The following is a 17,948-nucleotide window of genomic DNA, read 5'->3' as shown; positions in this document are numbered from 1 at the left end:
GACTCGTTCTTTACCATTTGGGGATGACCGGAATTGACAGCTTGCGCAAATTGCGGGTAAGCGTGCCAGGAGTTGATGGAAGCTCTCCTGTAAAAAAATCTATCGAAAAACAACCGGCGACTATTCGTACGCCATGGCTGCCTAGTTTAGAATTAGGTAACGTCATCGTTCCGCCCGGGTAAGTTTCTACACCTGGGAGTTCGGAGCGTCGTAAGTAGAAAATAGCCTTCGCAGAGCTGTGATGCGGGGGCGAAACCCAACTGCAGCTAAGGGAAACTCAAGGGCCTGACTGACGCCTGAGGTTCTTCGAAAATTCAAGTCTGGATACGCACGTAGAAAGCACGTTGATTTCCTTGTCTGGACCAGGGTTCGAATCCCTGCATCTCCACAGAAAAGCCCGTTTGCAAATTGCAAACGGGCTTTTTCGTTTTACACCACCCCAAAGCATGAGCCGCCAGGGCAGCCTTTTGCTCTATCGGTGCCGGTTTATATTAGCTTGTCGGGCGTGATGGGCAGCTCGCGCACCCGCTTGCCGGTGGCGTTGAACACGGCATTGGCAATGGCGGGGGCCACGCCGATGGTGGCAATTTCGCCGATGCCTTTGGTGCCCAGCGCATTCACGTGCGGGTCGGGCTGGTTCACGAAAAAGACTTCCACGGCGGGCGCGTCGGCGTGCACCGGCACGTGGTAGTCGGCCAAGTCCTTGGTCACGTAGCGGCCGAACCGGTCGTCAATCATGGCGTGCTCCATCAGGGCCATGCCGATGCCGCCCACGGCGCCGCCCTTCATCTGGTTGCCGGCGGTTTTCTCGTTGATGATGGTGCCCGCGTCGGCGCAGCTCACCAGCTTGCTCACCCGCACCTCGCCCGTGAGCGGGTGTACGCGCACCTCGGCAAAATGCACCGAGAAGGAATACATGGAGTACTTCTGCCCATCCGGGCCGGGCTTGGAATCCACGGCCACGGCGGTGCCGCCGGCTTGCTTCACCAGGTCGGCGTAGGTGGCGCGGGCGGCGGGGTTGCCATTCAGCGTGAGGTGGCCGTCGGCAAAGGCCACGTCTTCCGGGCGGGCGGCGGCAAAGGCGCCGTTGCCCGCGGCGGCCAGCTCGCGCAGCTTGGCTTTGAGGGCCAGGCAGGCTTCCTGCACGGCTGGGCCCACGGAATTCACAATGGCCGAGCCGCCCTGGGTAGGGGCCGATGCAAATGAGGAATTGCCCCATTCAAACCGGATTTTTGCGGGGTCGAGGCCCAGGGTGTCGGCGGCAATCTGGGTCATGGCCGTGCCGGTGCCGGGGCCGATGTCGGTGACGGCGCTTTGCAGCAGCACGGTGCCGTTGGGTAGCAGTTGGGCATTGGCTTTGGAGGCGCCGCGGTGCGCCCCAAAGGTACCCACGCCCATGCCGTAGCCCACCAGCCAGTCGCCGTCGCGCAACATGCCAGGCTTGAGCTGCCGCTTGCTCCAGCCAATGCGGTCGGCACCGGCCTGGTAGCATTCCTTGAGGAATTTGGTGCTCCAGGGGCGGTTGCGCTCGGGGTCCTGGTCGGTGTAGTTGCGCAGGCGAAATTCCAGCGGGTCGAGGTTCAGCAGGTGGGCCATTTCGTCCATCGCCGACTCCAGGGCGAAGGCGCCGGTGGCTTCGCCGGGCCCGCGCATCCAGATGGGCGAGCCGATGTCGAGGGCCACCAAACGGTAGCGCGTGGTGAGGTTGGGCGCTTGGTACATCATGCGCGTCTGGCCCAAGGTCGACTCGGTAAACTCTTCATAAGTAGAAGTCTGCCCCGTGGCTTCGTGGGTGATGGCCGTGATTTTGCCGTCGGCCGTGGCGCTCATCCCGATTTTCTGCCAGGTGTGCGGCCGGTAGCCCACCATCGTGAACATCTGCTCGCGGGTGAGCATGAGCTTCACCGGCCGGTTCACCACTTTGGCCGCAATGATGGCCGCCGACTCGTGGGGCCAGCTGTGCAGGGCGTTGCCGAAAGCGCCGCCCACGAAGGTGGCCACCACTTTCACGTTCTCCTCGGGCAGGCCCCACTGCTTGGCAAAGTCGCGGCGGGTGGCCATGGTGCCCTGAGTTTTGTCGTAAAGCGTGAGGCGGTCGGGCGCCTCCCAGTGCGCCGTGATGGCCTGCAGTTCCATGGGGTGGTGCACCTCGGTGGGTATCACGTACTCGGCTTCGAGTTTCAGAGCGCCGGTTTTGTAGGCGTCCACCTGGCCGCGCTGGTAGTCGGCCACCGGCGACTTCGGGTTTTTCTTCGCCTGAGTGGGCAGAAAAGCCTGGGGCCGGTTCGCTTCCAGATTGGTTTGGTGGGCTTCCTGGGCATACTGCGCCTTCACCAGGCCGGCGGCGAAGCGGGCGCGCTCCAATGTGTCGGCCACCACTACGGCAATGGGCTGGTCGTTGAAGCGAATCTTGTCGTCGGTGAACACGGCCAACGGGTTGCCCACCGTCTGGGGCTGCGAGGGGTCTTTGCCCGCCGGCTTGGCGCCCGGGGCCTTGGGCGCGTTGAGGTGACTGACGACGGCCAGCACGCCGGGCGCGCGCTCGGCGGCCTTGGTGTCGAGGCTGGCGAGGCGGCCTTTGGCAATGGTGCTGCCCACCAACACGGCGTAGACGAGGCCCGGCAGCTCGTACTCGGCCGCATAGGTGGCCGCGCCAGTCACTTTCAGCCGGCCGTCCACCCGGTTCATGCCGGTCCCGATTTGCTTCTGTAGTGGTTTCATAAGGAAGGGGTGTAGCGTGGACTCGGCGATTCCGCGCGTAGCGGAACGTTCGCCCGGGCGCGGACTCGCCGAGTCCACGCTACAGCTAGGCGGCGGTGGCGGTTTTCAAAGCCTGCACCAGCGTATTCGGCGCCAGCTTCAGCTTGTATTCGTTGTATTTAAACGCCTTGGCGCCCTGCATGGCCACCTCGGCGGCCTGCCGGAACGTGGCTTCGGTGGCGGGCTTGCCCACCAGCACCTGCTCGGCGGCAGTGAGGCGCCAGGGCTTGTGGGCCACCCCGCCCAGGGCCAGGCGCGCGGCTTTGATGGTGTTGCCATCCAATTCCAATGCCGCTGCGGCACTCACCAGCGCGAAGGCATAGCTGGCCCGCTCGCGCACTTTGTAGTAGCTCACGTGCCGGGTGAAGGGCGCATCGGGAATGTCGACGGCGGTAATCAGCTCGCCGCGCTCCAGATTGGTGTCCTTTTGCGGGGTGTCGCCGGGCAGGCGGTGGAAGTCGGCAAACGGTATGCGACGGTCGCCCTGGGGGCCGCTCACCAGCACGGTGGCGTCGAGGGCGACCAGGGCCACGCTCATATCGGAGGGGTGCACGGCAATGCACTTATCCGAAAAGCCGAAGATGGCGTGCATGCGATTGATGCCTTCCAGGGCACCGCAGCCGGTGCCGGGCGCGCGCTTATTGCAGGGCATGGTGGTGTCGTAGAAATAGGGGCAGCGGGTGCGCTGAAGCATGTTGCCGCCCACGGTGGCCATGTTGCGCAGTTGGGCCGAGGCGCCGGCGTTGAGGGCCTGCACCAGCAGCGGCTGCCGCTCGCGCACCAGCTTGTCGTCGGCCACGGCCGAGTTCAGGGCCAGCGCACCGAGGCGCAGGCCATTGTTCTGGCGCTCAATCTTGTTCAGGGGCAGGCGGTTGATGTCGACCAGCTTTTGCGGGGTCATCACGCCGCGCTTCATCAGGTCGACGAGGTTGGTACCGCCGGCGATGAACTGGGCGTTGGCGTCTTTGGCCACGGCCCTGATGGCGGCCTGCGGCTTGCTGGGCCGTGCGTATTGGAACTGGTTCATACTTTCTGCCCTCCGTTTTTAACTTCCTGAATGGCGGCCACGATGTTGGTGTAGGCCCCGCAGCGGCAGATGTTGCCGCTCATGTACTCCCGGATTTCGGCCTCCGAGCCGGCGTGGCCTTCGCGCACGCAGGCCACGGCGCTCATTATCTGGCCCGGCGTGCAGTAGCCGCACTGGAAGCCGTCGTGCTTCACGAAAGCCTCCTGCATGGGGTGCAGGTCGTCGCCCTTGCTCAAGCCCTCGATGGTGGTGATTTCCTTGCCGTCGTGCATCACCGCGAAGCTCAGGCAGGAGTTCACGCGCTGGCCCTCGACGTGCACGGTGCAGGCGCCGCACTGGCCGTAGTCGCAGCCTTTCTTGGTGCCGGTGAGGTGCAGGTTTTCGCGCAGCAGGTCCAGCAGCGTGGTGCGGGGCTCCACGTTGAGCTTGTACTTCTTGCCGTTGACTTTCAGGCTCACTGGCACCTGCTCGAAGGCTTCGGCCACGCGCTCGTCCAGCTTGGCCGCGGCGGCGCTCACCACCGGGCCCGGCACCAGGGCCAGGGCCGTGAGCAGCGACGACTGCTTGAGAAAGGTGCGCCGGTTGTCGTCGTGGTTGGCGGGGGCTTCGGGTTCTGAGTTCATAAACAATAGTCTAGTAGGGAGAAGAAAGGCGCGGCCGGGTACGGGTAGTACGGCGTCGCCGCTGCTTCCGATGCGGTCGAGCTTGCGGATTTGGGCGCGGCCGTGGCAGGCCGCGTGGCCGAATTTGCCGCGCTGGGGTTTCCGGTTCGGGTTGGCCGGGTAGCTCAGTGTCCCGAAGACCATTCCCGGGGCACTTTGTTCCTTTGCGGGCGCACTCCCGCCCTCTTCGACCTTGTTGCTCGTGAAATATCTTTCGCTGCCGGCCGGCCTGCTGGCTCCCCTGCTGATGCTGTCCTGCCAAACCCCCAAACCCGCCGCGAGTGCGGGCACTACTGCCTCGGCGGCCCCGGCCGCGCCCGTAGCGGATGTGCCCGTCTGGCAATCCGACGCCTACACGCTCTACCGCGACCGGGTGGTGCAGGGCCGGTTCGAGGGCCGGGCCCGCTCGGCCACCGAGCTGGTGTCGAATTACCAGAGCCCGGCCAATGCCTTCCAGAGCCCGCAGGTGGCGTTCAAGTTCAGCATCAACGGCAAGGACAACGAGATGCCCGCCGGCCAGGACCACCAACTGGTAGCCGTGCCCCGGCCCGGCGGCGCCCCCATTGAGACGCCGCCCATCGTGTTTGGCCAGCGCTATGCGGACGCCACGCCCCTGCCGCCCAATACCTACCTGGCGCCCAACACGCCGGTGCGCATCCGGCTCGATTTGCGGCCGGTGCTGGCGGCGTTCAAAAAGCAGGGTTACTACACCACGTTCAAGGGCGAAAAGCTGTACCAGTCGGATTTCAAGCACGTGTTCGTGGCCGGCTCGGCCGCGCCGCTGAGCTGGGATTTCGACAACCTGGTGAACAAGCCCGAGCTGGAGCTGCAGGACGCCGACGGCGACGGCATCTACGAAGTGACGTTGGTGCTGAACCAGCCCCAGGCCGCCAAAACCACCGCCGGCCAGTGGAAACAAAGTATCAACACGGCCGACTTTCCGCAATACTCGTCGGAATATCCGCTGGCCGATGCGCTCTACAACCTGGCCCTAGAAGAAGCCCGCCGCGCCGTGGAGCCCGACAGCACCTTCCGCACCGGCAAGGAATGGGCCGGCGTCTGGACGCGCGACATCAGCTACAGCATCATTCTGGCGCAGGCCGCCCTGCAGCCCAAAGTGGCCATGAACAGCCTGCTGCGCAAGGTTTCGGCCGACGGGCGCATCATTCAGGACACCGGCACGGGCGGCGCGTATCCGTGCTCCACCGACCGTATTATCTGGGCCACGGCGGCCTGGGAAATTTACAAGGTGACGGGCGACGAAGCTTGGCTGAAGCGGGTGTATCCCATCATCAGAAAGTCGATTGCCGACGACGTGTACAATGCCTACGACCCCGCCACCGGCCTGGTGCGCGGCGAGTCGTCGTTTCTGGACTGGCGCGAGCAAACCTACCCGCGCTGGATGCAGCCGGCCGACATCTACCAGAGCGAAAACCTGGGCACCAACGCCGTACACCACCACGCCAACGTGGTGCTGGCCCAAATGGCCACCCGCCTGGGCGAGCCCGCCGTGGCCGCCCGGCACGAGCAGCTGGCCCAGCAAATCAAGGCCGGCCTGAACCAGCACCTCTGGCAGGCCGACAAAGGCTACTACGGCCAGTACCGCTACGGCCGCACCGCGCTGCTGCTCTCGCCCCGCGCCGAGGCGTTGGGCGAGGCGTTGAGCGTGCTGTTCGGCGTGGCCGAGGGCGAGCGGGCACGGGAAGTGGTGGCCAAAACCCCCACCACGCCCTTCGGCATTTCGTGCATCTACCCGCAGATTCCGGGCCTGCCGCCCTACCACAACAATGCCGTGTGGCCCTTCGTGCAGAGCTTTTGGGCACTGGCCGGGGCCAAGGCCGGCAACGAGGCTTCGGTGCTGGAAAGCATGGCCGCCATCTACCGCCCGGCGGCGCTATTCTTGACCAACAAGGAAAACTACGTGGCCGAAAACGGCGACTTCGCAGGCACCCAAATCAACAGCAGCAACATGCTCTGGAGCCTATCGGGCAGCCTGAGTTTGGTGTACAAGGTGCTGTTTGGCATGCAGTGGGAAGCCGACCGGCTGGTGTTCCGGCCCTTCGTGCCCCAAACATTTCAGGGCCAGCGCAAGCTCACCGGCTTCCGCTACCGCAAGGCGGTGCTGGATATTGAGATGGCAGGCTTCGGCAATGAAATCAGCCGCATCACCATGGACGGCCAGCCGCTGGCTGATGCCGCGGTGCCGGCCAGCCTCACGGGCCGCCACGCCGTGCGCATTCAACTGAAAAACCAGATACCGCCCGCCGCTCAGGTGAACAAAGTGGCCAACGCCTTCTCGCCCGAAACGCCGGTGGTGGCCCTAACCAAAGAGCACCAAATCACCTGGGCTGCTCAGCCGGGCATTCGGGCGTATCAGGTGCTGCGCAACGGCCAGCCGCTCGGCCGCACCACGGAAGCTAACTTTGCCCTGCCCGATGCGGACGGAAACAACGAGTACCAAGTCGTGGCCGAAAATGCGCAGGGCCTGATGTCCTTCGCCAGCGAGCCGGTGGTACTGATTTCGATGGGTCCCGGAGGGACAACCGAACGCCAGGTGCAATTCGAAACGGTAGCCCCCAAAGCCTCCTTGCCCTACAAAGGCTACACCGATAAAGGCTTCGTGGAAATTACCAAGAGTAAAAACACAAGCCTTACCCTGCCCGTCACGGTGCCGGAAGCCGGCCTCTACGCCGTGGACGTGCGCTACGCCAACGGCAACGGCCCCATCAACACCGAGAACAAGTGCGCCATCCGCACGCTGCGCATGGGCACCAAGCAGCTCGGGACGCTGGTGCTGCCCCAGCGCGGCACCGGCGAATGGAGCAACTGGGGCTTCTCGAACCCGGTGCTGGTGCAACTGGAAAAGGGCACGCATCAGCTCACACTAGCCTTCGAGCCCGCCAACGAAAACATGAACGGCGAGGTGAACCAGGCCATGCTGGATTATTTGCGGGTGCGCCGGGTGCAATAAAGGCGGTCATGTCGAGCTGGTCGGGACATCTCGCGTGCCGCCGTAATCCTGCGGATTAGATTAGTTGAAGCACGCGAGATGTCCCGACCAGCTCGACATGACCGTTCTATTTTATTGTTTACAGCACCTTACAGCACCAGTTGCGCGTGCAGCCGCGCCATCGTCTCGCCCGCATCCTCGCAGAGGCCGGGGTGCACGGGCGAGGTTTGCACGATGGTGCTGCGCATGGCCGTGAGCCAGCGAAACCGCTCGGCCAGGGGCAGTTGGCCGATGGTGCCGCCGGTGGCCCGGCCCTGGCAGATGCGCTCGAACGCGCGCAGGCGTGCCGTCACTTCTTCCATATCCAAATCCGGGGCGAAAGCGCGCAGGCGCGCTTCGGGCAGGGCGATGCAGACCTGCAGGAATCCCTGGGCCCGGCACAAAAGCACCACACCCACGTTCATAAACTCTTCGCGCTCCACGCGGGGCACCACGCGCAGCACGGCGTACTCAAACAAGTGCATGGCGGGCGGCTTGGGCTTCCTGAACAAAGGTTTCTGAGGCCGCCAGGCGGGCTTCGAGGAAGCGCACGTAGTCGGCACGCTGCTCGGCGGCGGGGGCGTCGCCGTTGGTGAGCCACTCGTCGGGCACCAGCGCCACGATGGCGCGGAGGACTTCGGGTGTGAGCTTGGCGCGGCTTTCGGCGTCCACGGCGGGCAGCTCGCTGGCCCGGGGCAGCAGCACATGGTCCTTCACCTGCGGAAACGGGCGGGGGCGCGGCGCGGCCCAGTCGGGGCCGGCGTGGTGGGCGTAGAGGGCGGCGCCGTGGTCGATGAGCCACAGTTCCTTGTGCCACATCAGCATGTTGGTGTTGCGGGGCGTGCGGTCCACGTTCAGCGTGAGGCAATCGAGCCACACGATTTGCGAGGCCAGGCGCGCGTCGACGGTGGTCACCAGCGCGTCGAAGGTGATGGCGCCGGAAAGGTAGTGCAGGGCCAGGTTGCGGCCGGTGCTGGCGCGCAGCAGGTCCTGGATTTCCTCGTCGGGCTCGGTGCGGCCAAAAGCTTCGTTGAGTTCGCAAAACACCAGCTCGGGCACGCGCAAACCCAGCGCGCGGGCCAGCTCGCCCACAATCAGCTCGGCAATGAGGGCTTTCACGCCCTGCCCGGCGCCCCGGAATTTAACGACATACAGGAAGCCGTCGTCGGCCTCAACCAGGGCGGGCAGCGAGCCGCCCTCGCGGAGCGGGGTCACGTAGCGCGTCACGGCCACGGTGCGGAGTTCGGGAGCAGAAGGTGCCGACATGCAGTTTTTTTGAGAAAAAGGCCGCGCAAAGGACGGCGAATTTTCCTTGCCGAGGCCACTTTGCTCTCCGGAATGCTCCGTTCTTCCTACCGCACGGCCTGGCGCAGGGCGAGGTAATCGAGGTAATACAGCACCTTCACCGACACGGAATTATTGTGCGGGGTATTGATGGTGCTGGCCAGGTTGTCGAAGTAAAGCGGGGTGGCGGCGCTGCCTTCGTAGTAGTTGAGGCCGGTGTTGTTGGCGTTTTTCCAGACGATGCTGATTTGGGAGCCGGGCGCGAACCACCACGAATACACGGCGTCCACGTTGAAGGCGTTGTAGGTGTTGTCGCGGTTGCGGCGGTAGTCCACCAGCGTTTCGTCGCCGTCCTGGCCCAGGGCCGAGAAGTCGTGGTAGTGCACGTTGCTGATGTAGTGCCGCAGGCGCAGCGTGAACGACATGCGGTTGGTGAAGGTGTAGGCCGTCGACACCACGTTGGAGACGGTGGCCACGTCGCGCCGGCCCAGGATAATCTGGTCCAGGAAGGGCTGGTCGAGGGGCTGGGCGCCGTCCAGGCCGCCGTTCACGTAGCCGATTTGGTTGCGGTAGAGGCTCCAGTCGATGCTGTAGCGGAAGGTGAGGTGGTTGTTGACGCGGTAGCGCGGGTAGAGGCCGAAGCTGTAGCCGGTGCGGCGGGCCCGGGGCAGGCGCTCGTCCAGGTTGTAGTGCTGAATGCCGGCGTTCCAGCCGTAGGCGAACTTCTTGCGCGAGTCGGAATTCTCGAACAGCACGAGGCGGGCGTTGCCGGGCACGCGCACGTACTTCTGGCCCAGCGGTTCCAGGCGCGGCTCGTAGAAATCGTGCGTGGCCCGGTCGAGGTTGAAATCGAACCCGAACTGGTTGAAGCTCTTGGTGAACGTGGTATTGCCGCCGAGGTAGAAACCCAGCGCCTGGTACAGCGTGGGCTGGTAGAGAAACGACTGCGTGGCTTCGGCGAATACGGCGTAGTTGTTCACCTTCCAAATCTTCTTGTAGCGGCGGTAGGCGGCGCCGGCGGTTTGGGAGATGTTGTTGTTGCCGAACAGAATGCCCAGGTCGTTGGGGTTGTAGGTGTCCGATTCGATGCCGTGGTTGAGGTACCAGGTGAAGTTGCCGCTGATTTTGCTCAGCCCCACTTGGTACTTGTAGCCGTCGCGGTCGGCCACTTCCGCGTCTTGGCCAAACACCTTGCCGCGGCGGTTGGAATACACCACGCGGCCGTCCACGGCGTAGGCGTTGGCCTTGTTGGCGAAGCGAAACAGGCCGCCGGTCACGTTGGCGTCGTAGGTCTGGCCGGCGCGCGTCACGTTGGTGTTGATGAGCGAGACGTAGGAGTTGTTCTTGAGGCTCTGGTCGAGCACCGCAATGTTGTAGTTGGCGAAGGGCTGGGTCAGTACCTCGCGCTCCTCGCCGGTTTCCCTGTTGCGGATGGTGGCGTACACGTCGTTGCTCAGGGCATTAAACACGCCGATGCCCAGGCCCTTGCTCGTGCGCCCCGATACTTTGGTGGCGTTCAGCAGCGGGGTTTCCGAAGGGTTGCGCACGATGCGCTCGGTGGCGCCTGCCGTCACGTCGTAGAAGCCAATGGGCGTGGCCCCCACGCGGCGCGAATAGAACAGGTTGCCCTTGTTGAACAGCTCGGTGCCTTCGGTGAAAAAGGGCCGGTTTTCGTTGAACTGCACCTCGAAGGGCGAGAGGTTGAGCACCTGGTTGTCGCTCTGCACCTGCCCAAAATCCGGCACCAGAATGGCATCGAGGGTGAAGCTTTCGTTGATGCCCCACTTCACGTCGGCCCCGCCGTTGAGGCTGGTGGTGGTGCGCCGGGTGCCTTCGGCGTTCAGCGGGTTGTGGTTCACGTAGGCGCTCACGTAGGGCGTGAGCGAGAGGCGCAACGGCGGCTTCACGCCCTGGACGCCCGTGAGCACGCCCCACTGGTTCACGAAACCGTCGACTTCGGGCTTCACCTCGTTCCAGAAATAAGCCGCGTTGTAGCGCTTGCGCTGGCGCATGAAGTTCAGGCCCCACTGCTGCACATCGGCGGTGCTGAAGCGGATGGCGGAGTAGGGAATGCGCAGCTCGGCCACCCAGTCGGTGCCTTGCAGGGTGGTGCGGCTTTCCCACACGGCGTTCCAGTTGAAGTCTTCGCCCCCGGCCGGCGAGTAGCGCGAGTCGAGCTGCGTGCCGCTGCTGGTCACGATGAAGCCGTAGCCGTTCAGGTGGTCGTTGTAGGTATCGAGGAAGATGCCGAAGAAGTCGGAGTTGCCGGTGTTGTCGCGCGCCGTGAGCTCGCGCGGAATGGAATCGGGCGAGACGTCGTGCATCACGGCGCCCACGTAAATGGCCGCGTCGTCGTAGAGTACGCGCACTTCGGTGGGGTTGGTTTCGGGCACGCCGGGCTTGGGCCGCTGCTGCGTGAAGCCGCCCGTGACGGTGGCCTCGCGCCACACGGCCTCGTCGAGCACGCCGTCGAGCTTGGGCGGCGTGGTAATGCGCAACGCCGCCAACTGGCGCCGGGGCGCGGCCGTGGCGGGGGCTAGGGCGGCTGCGGGGGTTTGGGCCTGTACGTCAGGCCACGGCAAGCCCAACAATATCAGCAGAAAGACGGCGCGCAGAAAAAAGGGGAAGGGCATAGAGCGGGAATGAAAAGAACGAGGCCACAAGGAGTACCTAATAGTCACAGCGTTGCTTGCGAAGCGGTAAAAACAACGGGACGGGGCGGGTTCATAAGGCTGTTTTCACTCACCAAAACCAGACTAAAACCGCTACTCCCAAAGCGCCGGCTTGCAGACCAGCGCCCCGGGGTGCCCCACTCCCATTGCTTTATATCACCATCCCAACCAGCTGAATTTTAGGCGCATTTGTTCATCCAGAAAACCAGGCAGGCTCTCTTTTGCGCGGAAACTCCCGTTGTGTCGAATGGTTACTTCCGCTTGCGGAAATACACGTCGTTGCTGATGGATTCGAGCTTAACGAGCGGGCCGCTGCCCTTCAGCGTGCCGCGTATCTGGTAGCCCACCAGGGGGTTTTTCTTGGGCTCCGAGGTGAAGGCAATTTCCTGGTCGGTGTACACCTCACCGGTGATGGTTTTCAGGGCCAGCTCGGCGCCCTGGCTAGCGGACCAGGCAACGTCCACGAAGCCGCTCAGCGACTTGGCTTCGATGGGCCCGGTAAGGCCCGCGATGTCGATGTTGCCGCTGAGGGTGCTCACGCGCAGGTTCACGTCGGCCGGTACCGTGATGTCGTATTCAATCACGGCACACACCTGGCTGATGTGGTTGCCGTCGCGGTCCTGAGCCTTGCCGTTGCTGATGTAGGTGTCGCCGTAGTAGGAGCCGCCGGTGGGGCAGTCGCCGGGCTGGGCTTGGCGCAGCATTTCCTTGTCGAACTCCGAAGTCACCTTCACTTCCTCACCGCTTTGCTCGGTGCCGAGCAGCAGGGCATCGTTCAAGTGGTTTTGGTTGATGCTGACGGAGGCTTTCAGCGTCATTTTGCCGCCGGCGCCGGCGTGGATGCGGATGCTGCTGGCCTGCTTGAGGTTGAGGTACAGGCGCTGGCCTTTGGCAAGGCTCACGCTTTTTTCGAGGGTTTTCTGGGCGAAAGCTGACTGGGCGCCGGCGGTGGCAAGCAACAGGAGGAAGAACAGGAAGCGGCGCATGAGGATGGAGTTTTGCAGAAGGGAAAGGTTATTTTCAGTGCACATGAACGCCGTGGTAGGCTGTAGCGTGGACTCTGCGAGTCCGCGCATGGCAGAACGTTCGCCCAGACGCGGACTCGCAGAGTCCGCGCTACAGCCTGCCTACTTGGCCTTGCGGACGAAAATGTCGCCGCTCACCGTCTTGAGCGACACCGAGTTGCCGCCGCCGTTGATGGTGCCGTCTACCACCTGCCCGCCGATGTGCTGCATGTTGTCGCCCTTGCTGCCCATGGTCAAGTCAAAATCAGTGTACACTTCGCCCGACACCGAGCGCAGGTGTAGCGTCGATTTGGTGTTCGAGGGCATGCTCACGTCCACGTCGCCGCTCACCGTGGAGATGGAGCTGGGGCCCTGCCGCATCGGAGCAAATCGCACCTGAATGTCCCCGCTCACGGTGTTGGCCACCACGGGGCCGGTCACGTTGGTGAGCTTGATGTCGCCGTTTTTCACGTTCAGTTCCAGGTCGCCGGCCACGTCGCGCACCGTCAGGTCGCCGCCGTTCCAGTTGGTTTGGTTGTACTGCACGCTCACGCCTTTGGGCACCTGAATAACGTAGCTGGCGTCGCGGCGCGAAGCCCGCACGATGCGCACCGTGTTGTCGGTCTGCGTCACCGAAAGGCCGATTTTGGTGTTATCCACGGCCGAGTTGTAGATGGGGCGCAGGCCCTCGGCGCGCTTGGGCGCTTCCTCGAAGCCGTTGCCGCGAATCACTAGCTCGTCGCCGCCGATGCCTTCCACGGTGATGTCGCTGCCCTGCATTTCGAGCACGACTTTGCGGTCTTTGCCGCCGATTTTGGTTTTGAATTCCTGGGCGTTGGCCACCTGGACTGCCAGAGTGCCCGTTAGGGCAAACAATAAGAACTTGTTCATAATAAGGGGAAGATTAAGCAAGTGAGGTACCGGCGCGGCACCAAGGGGCCGGCGCCGCGTGCAGAAAAAGAGGTGAGAAAAGGAGGGTGAAAGTGAAGTTCAGCCGTCATGTCGAGCGCAGTCGAGACATCTCGCTTGTGGCAGTATTCATTGATTAGCGGCAGCACGCGAGATGTCTCGACTGCGCTCGACATGACGTTCTATTACTGGCCATGACGTTCTGCTAAATCAGTTTGCCGATGCCGGCTTCGGCTTGGGCGCGCACCACGGGCAAGGCGTCGGCGCGCTTCGAGAGCTTCTCAAGCTGCGGCACGGCACGGCGCACGCGCATGGCTACCACCATGTCAATCAGCGTAATCTGCACGTTGGGGTCGGTTTGGATGGACAGCGAGTGCACCAGGCCTTCGCGCACCTGCGGGTCTTCGCGCAGGCGGTAGAGGGCCTCGCAAGCGGCCAGCCGCACGTTGGGGCTGGCGTCGAAGTTGAGCGTGTTGAGCAGCACCTGCACGGTGGGGTCGCCGGGCTCGGTTTGCTTGCTGGTATTGCTCACCAGCTGAATCCGGTCGCTGGCCGAAGCCTGGCGCATGGACTGGGCCAGTTCGGCCGGGGCCGGCTTGGCGTTGGTGGCCACGCTGCTGCTCTCGCCGTCCTTCCAGCTCAGGTTGCGGCCCAGCAGCACGCCAGCGGCGATGAGGACGATGCTGGCGGCAATGCGCATCCAGCCGTTGGCCAGGGCCGTGGGCCACATCGATACCATTTTGGCTTCTTTGGCTTCGGGCTGAACCGGCGCGGCGGGCGCCACGGCAGGTTTCAGCAGTTGCTTTTCCTGCTCCAGCAGGGCCATGAAATTGGCGCGCAGGGCGGTGCGGGGCACTTCGGGCAGGGCTGCATCCAAGTCATCCGTGAGAGCGCGAAGCTGGGTTACTTGCAGCTGGCAACTGAGGCAGGTGGGCAGGTGGGCGGCCACGCGCTGGGCCTCGGCGGCGGGCAAGCTGCGCTCGACGTAGGCCGGCAGCAGCGTTTCGAGCTCGTGGCAGGCAGATAGTTCGGGCGTTTTCATGGTCTCAATTGGCGAAATAGATTTTGCGCAACGCTTGCAGGGCGCGGTGGGCTTTCACCCGGGCGGCTTCGGCGGTGCAGCCCAGCAGCTGGCCGATTTCCTCGTAACCGAAGCCCTGGAAGCGGTTCAGCACCAGGATTTCGCGCTGCGGGGCGGGCAGCAGGTTCAGGGCTTCGTGCAGGTCATCGTGGTGGTTGCTGACGCGCATTTGGGAGAAGGCCGCGCCGCGCAGGGCGCCGGTGCGTTCCACGTCCTCCACGTCGGCATCGGCGGCGCGCAGCTTCTGCTGGCGCTGCCAGTAGTCGGCGTGCACGTTGCGGGCCATCTGGTACACCCAGGCCTTGAAGGGCTGCGTGGGCTGGTAGCTGCTGCGGTATTTGAGAATGCGCTCGAACACGGTTTGGGTGAGGTCTTCGCCGGTTTCGCGGTCGTTGGTGAGGCGGGTGAGGTAGTTGAACAAGGGCCCGTGGTAGCGCTCGAACAAGGGCACGAGTTGGTCCAGGTCATCGGCGCGCACGGCGGCCATTAGTTCTTCGTCGCTCGTACTCGTGAGGGTCACGGGTGGGTGTTTTGGGGTGAGGTGCAAGGAGTACCGGGACTTGGCCTATTCGTTACAAGGTGCTGAAAAAAATTTGGCAGCGACGCCTAAAGCAAGGCCAAGTAATTCGGTAACTCGCTTGTAATGTTGGGGTAATGGCACGGCAATAGTTTTGGCTGATTATTCACCCAAGCTTATTCCATGCCCTTACACGCTTACTTTTCTCGTGTTTCCATCGCCTTCACGCTGGCTATGAGCGTGGCGGGCACCACTGCCCAGGCGCAGTCCGTGGCCCAAAGTTTCGAGGGCAGCGCCGCCGATACCTGGGCCTTCACCCCCACCCCGGCCACGTACAACGACCTCGCCGCCACCGACCAGTGGGGCGTGCTTACCACCATCGGCACGGCCGGCACCGGGGTCACGGTCACCACGCCCTCGGCCGGCGCCAACCTGTGGGGCGGGCGCGATTTGGAAGGCCCGCTCACCAACAACCTAAGTATCTGGCACTACCTGGATTTCGCGCCGGTGGCCATTGCCACGGGCGCCACGGCGGCCAATACGGTTACCTTCAAATACAACAGCACGGGGTTCGATACGCCCGACTCGCTGGCCTACGTGGTGCGGTTTGATAACGGCACCACTTGGCCCATCCCGCGCACCTACACGCAGCTTAACAAGAACACCGCGGCCTGGACCACCGTCACGGTGCCCGTGCCGGCCGGCAGCACCCACGCCCGCCTGCGCCTGGCCGTGCGCCAGAACGGCAACGACGACTGGGTGGCTTTCGACGAAATCAGCCTGGGCCAAAGCGCTGCTGCGGTGGTGCCCGACCTGGGTTTCACCGGCGCCGCCACGCCGCTCATCGTGACCGAAAACGCGGGCACGGTGGCCCTGCCGCTCAGCCTTCGCAACGCCAACGCCACGGCCAGCACGGTGCAAGCCATTGTGGCGCCGCTGGGCACGGCCACGGCCGGCGCCGACTTCACCTTTGCCACCACGCAGACCATCACCTTCGCGCCGGGCAGCACCACGGCCACGCTCACGCTTCCTATTATAGATGATGCCACGGCGGAAGCGGCCGAATACTTCACGGTGCGCCTGCAAAATCCGGTTAATGCTACTCTAACGGCCGGGGCCACGGAGTTTCTGGTGTTCATCAAGGACAACGACGCGCAGGCACCGGCCCGCACCGGCAACCTGCGCCTGAACCTGCTGGGCAGCTACCAGAACGGCGTCAGCGGTACCAATTCGGCCGAAATCGTGGCCCACGACCCCACCACGCAGCGGCTGTACGTGGCCAATTCCGTGGGCGGCAAGCTGGATATTCTCAACTTCAGCACGCCGGGCGCGCTCACCTCGGTGGCGTCCATCAGCATGGCGCCGTACGGCGGCATCAACTCGGTGGCGGTGCGCAACGGACTGGTGGCCTGCGCCGTGGAAAACGCCGCGCCGCAGCAAAACGGCAGCATCGTCTTCTTCGACCAGAACGGCACCTTCATCAAGCAGGTCACGGCCGGCGCCATGCCCGATATGGTCACTTTCTCGCCCGATGGCCGCTACGTCATCACCGCCAACGAGGGCGAACCCAACCAAGCCTACACCGACGACCCGCTCGGCTCGGTGTCGGTGGTGGATATGACCGGCGGCATCGCGGCCGTCACCCAGGCCCGCGTCACCACGCTGGATTTCAGCAGTTACAACTCACAGGCTGCGGCGCTGCGCACGGCCGGCATCCGCATCTACGGCGGGCCGGCGGGCACGCCCAGCACCGTGGCGCAGGACCTGGAGCCGGAGTACGTGGCGGTTTCGGCCGACTCGCGCACGGCCTACATCAGCTTGCAGGAAAACAACGCCCTGGCCACGCTCGACTTGGCCACCATGCAGTTCACCGGCCTGCGGCCCGTGGGCTACCAGGACCACAGCCAGCCCGGTTTCAGCTTCGATGCCTCCGACCAGGCCGCCGATGTGCTGCTGGCCAACTGGCCCGTGCGCGGCATGCGCCAGCCCGACGCCATTGCCAGCTTTGAGCTGCCGGCGGCGCTGGGCGGCGGCCGCTACCTCATCACGGCCAACGAGGGCGATGCCCGCGAATACACCGGCATGAACGAGGTAAACCGCCTCGGCGATGCCGGCTACGTGCTCGACCCCACCGCTTTCCCGCAGGCCGCCCTGCTGAAAAACACCAGCGCCCTGGGCCGGCTGAACGTGACCAACAAGCTGGGCGACACCGATGGCGACGGCGACTTCGACCAGATTTATGCCTTCGGCGGCCGCTCGTTCAGCATTCTGAATGCCGGCACCGGCGCGCTGGTGCACGACAGCGGCGACCTGCTCGAACGCCTCACCAGCACCGACGCCGCGTTTGGCAGCATCTTCAACGCCAGCAACACCACCGGCAACCCCGTGCGAAAAAACCGCTCCGACGACAAAGGCCCCGAGCCCGAAGGCACCACCACTGGTATGATTCGCGACACGGTGTACGCCTTCGTGAGCCTGGAGCGCCAGGGCGGCGTGCTGATTCTGAACGTGAACGACCCGGCCAACCCGCGCCTGGTGCAGTACATTAACAACCGCAGCCTGACCACCGGCGCCGGCGACCAGGGCCCCGAAGGCCTCGTGTTCGTGTCGGCCGCCAACAGCCCCACCGGCGCCCCACTCCTGCTGCTGGCCAACGAAGTGAGCAGCACCGTGGCCGTATACCAAATTGGCCTACGCGGCCTGGTGAGCAGCACCAAAAACGGCCTCAACGCTCCCGCTGCCCTGTATTGCTACCCCAACCCGGCTGCGAATGATGCCACCGTGCTGCTGAGCCGCCCGGTGTCTGGTGCGCTGCTCGATGGCCTCGGCCGCACCGTGCGCCAACTGCCCACCGCCACCGACCGGCTGGATGTGCGCGGGCTGCAGGTGGGCCTCTACCTGCTGCGCGCTTCCGATGGCGCCACCAGCCGCCTAGTGGTGCGATAGAAAGCCTGGCTGAGCCGGGTTAGATAAAAGCCTAACATCAGAACGTCATGTCGAGCTTGTCGAGACATCTCGCGTGCCGAAGTAATCAATTACTCTG

12 protein-coding genes and 1 other RNA gene are annotated in these 17,948 nt (G+C 64.0%); 3 read left to right on the top strand and 10 right to left on the bottom strand.

Annotation, left to right across the window (positions count from 1 at the left end; all coding sequences use genetic code 11):
* Nucleotides 1-19 precede the first annotated feature (19 nt).
* Nucleotides 20-391: a transfer-messenger RNA gene (gene ssrA / locus I2H31_RS16575) on the top strand.
* Nucleotides 392-486: 95 nt separating this feature from the next.
* On the opposite strand, the gene I2H31_RS16570 is transcribed toward ssrA, so the two are convergent.
* From I2H31_RS16570 to I2H31_RS16560, 3 genes are all read right to left on the bottom strand, one after another.
* Nucleotides 487-2,721, bottom strand: coding sequence for a xanthine dehydrogenase family protein molybdopterin-binding subunit (locus I2H31_RS16570; RefSeq protein ID WP_196294164.1), 2,235 nt, complete (start codon nucleotides 2,719-2,721; stop codon nucleotides 487-489).
* Nucleotides 2,722-2,806: 85 nt separating this feature from the next.
* A complete protein-coding gene (locus tag I2H31_RS16565; protein ID WP_196294163.1) occupies nucleotides 2,807-3,787 on the bottom strand; it encodes an FAD binding domain-containing protein in 981 nt (326 codons plus the stop codon).
* Nucleotides 3,784-4,410, bottom strand: a complete 627-nt coding sequence (locus I2H31_RS16560; RefSeq protein WP_196294162.1) for a (2Fe-2S)-binding protein — start codon at nucleotides 4,408-4,410, stop codon at nucleotides 3,784-3,786. The genes I2H31_RS16565 and I2H31_RS16560 overlap by 4 nt, the downstream gene beginning before the upstream one ends.
* A gap of 241 nt (nucleotides 4,411-4,651) precedes the next feature.
* Here I2H31_RS16560 and I2H31_RS16555 point away from each other — a divergent pair, with 241 nt between their 5' ends.
* Complete coding sequence (locus I2H31_RS16555; RefSeq protein WP_317192236.1) at nucleotides 4,652-7,420, top strand: alpha-L-rhamnosidase-related protein; 2,769 nt, start codon at nucleotides 4,652-4,654, stop codon at nucleotides 7,418-7,420.
* 128 nt (nucleotides 7,421-7,548) lie between these two features.
* On the opposite strand, the gene I2H31_RS16550 is transcribed toward I2H31_RS16555, so the two are convergent.
* The 7 genes from I2H31_RS16550 to I2H31_RS16520 form a co-directional block, all read right to left on the bottom strand.
* A complete protein-coding gene (locus tag I2H31_RS16550) occupies nucleotides 7,549-7,923 on the bottom strand; it encodes a DUF3037 domain-containing protein (RefSeq protein WP_196294161.1) in 375 nt (124 codons plus the stop codon).
* On the bottom strand, nucleotides 7,910-8,704 hold the full coding sequence (locus tag I2H31_RS16545; protein WP_196294160.1) for a HipA family kinase: 795 nt from the start codon (nucleotides 8,702-8,704) through the stop codon (nucleotides 7,910-7,912). The genes I2H31_RS16550 and I2H31_RS16545 overlap by 14 nt, the downstream gene beginning before the upstream one ends.
* An 86-nt stretch (nucleotides 8,705-8,790) precedes the next feature.
* Entirely contained in the window at nucleotides 8,791-11,355 is a 2,565-nt protein-coding gene (locus I2H31_RS16540) for a DUF5916 domain-containing protein (RefSeq protein WP_196294159.1), read from the bottom strand.
* Nucleotides 11,356-11,645: 290 nt separating this feature from the next.
* Nucleotides 11,646-12,425, bottom strand: a complete 780-nt coding sequence (locus I2H31_RS16535; protein WP_196294158.1) for a DUF4097 family beta strand repeat-containing protein — start codon at nucleotides 12,423-12,425, stop codon at nucleotides 11,646-11,648.
* Nucleotides 12,426-12,521: 96 nt separating this feature from the next.
* Nucleotides 12,522-13,289: a DUF4097 family beta strand repeat-containing protein gene (locus I2H31_RS16530; RefSeq protein WP_196294157.1), complete on the bottom strand. Its 768-nt coding sequence runs from the start codon at nucleotides 13,287-13,289 to the stop codon at nucleotides 12,522-12,524.
* A gap of 223 nt (nucleotides 13,290-13,512) precedes the next feature.
* A complete protein-coding gene (locus tag I2H31_RS16525) occupies nucleotides 13,513-14,349 on the bottom strand; it encodes a HEAT repeat domain-containing protein (RefSeq protein WP_196294156.1) in 837 nt (278 codons plus the stop codon).
* A 4-nt stretch (nucleotides 14,350-14,353) separates the two neighbouring features.
* Nucleotides 14,354-14,908 carry an RNA polymerase sigma factor gene (locus I2H31_RS16520; RefSeq protein WP_196294155.1) on the bottom strand — a complete coding sequence of 185 codons (555 nt, stop codon included), beginning with the start codon at nucleotides 14,906-14,908 and terminating at the stop codon, nucleotides 14,354-14,356.
* 180 nt (nucleotides 14,909-15,088) lie between these two features.
* Between I2H31_RS16520 and I2H31_RS16515 the strand changes: the two genes are divergently transcribed.
* Nucleotides 15,089-17,851 carry a choice-of-anchor I family protein gene (locus I2H31_RS16515; RefSeq protein ID WP_196294154.1) on the top strand — a complete coding sequence of 921 codons (2,763 nt, stop codon included), beginning with the start codon at nucleotides 15,089-15,091 and terminating at the stop codon, nucleotides 17,849-17,851.
* Nucleotides 17,852-17,948: the final 97 nt, after the last annotated feature.

It is taken from the genome of Hymenobacter ruricola, from assembly GCF_015694525.1.
Taxonomy (GTDB): Bacteria; Bacteroidota; Bacteroidia; order Cytophagales; family Hymenobacteraceae; genus Hymenobacter; species Hymenobacter ruricola.
Note: the sequence above shows the minus strand (reverse complement) of the source record. Positions and strands in the feature narration are given on the sequence as shown.

What these genes read in the sequence shown, in the direction of transcription:
- I2H31_RS16540 (WP_196294159.1), bottom strand. Translation starts at nt 11,355, where the DNA reads ATGCCCTTCCCCTTTTTTCTGCGCGCCGTCTTTCTGCTGATATTGTTG.
- I2H31_RS16565 (WP_196294163.1), bottom strand. Translation starts at nt 3,787, where the DNA reads ATGAACCAGTTCCAATACGCACGGCCCAGCAAGCCGCAGGCCGCCATC.
- I2H31_RS16530 (WP_196294157.1), bottom strand. Translation starts at nt 13,289, where the DNA reads ATGAACAAGTTCTTATTGTTTGCCCTAACGGGCACTCTGGCAGTCCAG.
- I2H31_RS16525 (WP_196294156.1), bottom strand. Translation starts at nt 14,349, where the DNA reads ATGAAAACGCCCGAACTATCTGCCTGCCACGAGCTCGAAACGCTGCTG.
- I2H31_RS16545 (WP_196294160.1), bottom strand. Translation starts at nt 8,704, where the DNA reads ATGTCGGCACCTTCTGCTCCCGAACTCCGCACCGTGGCCGTGACGCGC.
- I2H31_RS16570 (WP_196294164.1), bottom strand. Translation starts at nt 2,721, where the DNA reads ATGAAACCACTACAGAAGCAAATCGGGACCGGCATGAACCGGGTGGAC.
- I2H31_RS16535 (WP_196294158.1), bottom strand. Translation starts at nt 12,425, where the DNA reads ATGTGCACTGAAAATAACCTTTCCCTTCTGCAAAACTCCATCCTCATG.
- I2H31_RS16550 (WP_196294161.1), bottom strand. Translation starts at nt 7,923, where the DNA reads ATGCACTTGTTTGAGTACGCCGTGCTGCGCGTGGTGCCCCGCGTGGAG.
- I2H31_RS16515 (WP_196294154.1), top strand. Translation starts at nt 15,089, where the DNA reads ATGCCCTTACACGCTTACTTTTCTCGTGTTTCCATCGCCTTCACGCTG.
- I2H31_RS16560 (WP_196294162.1), bottom strand. Translation starts at nt 4,410, where the DNA reads ATGAACTCAGAACCCGAAGCCCCCGCCAACCACGACGACAACCGGCGC.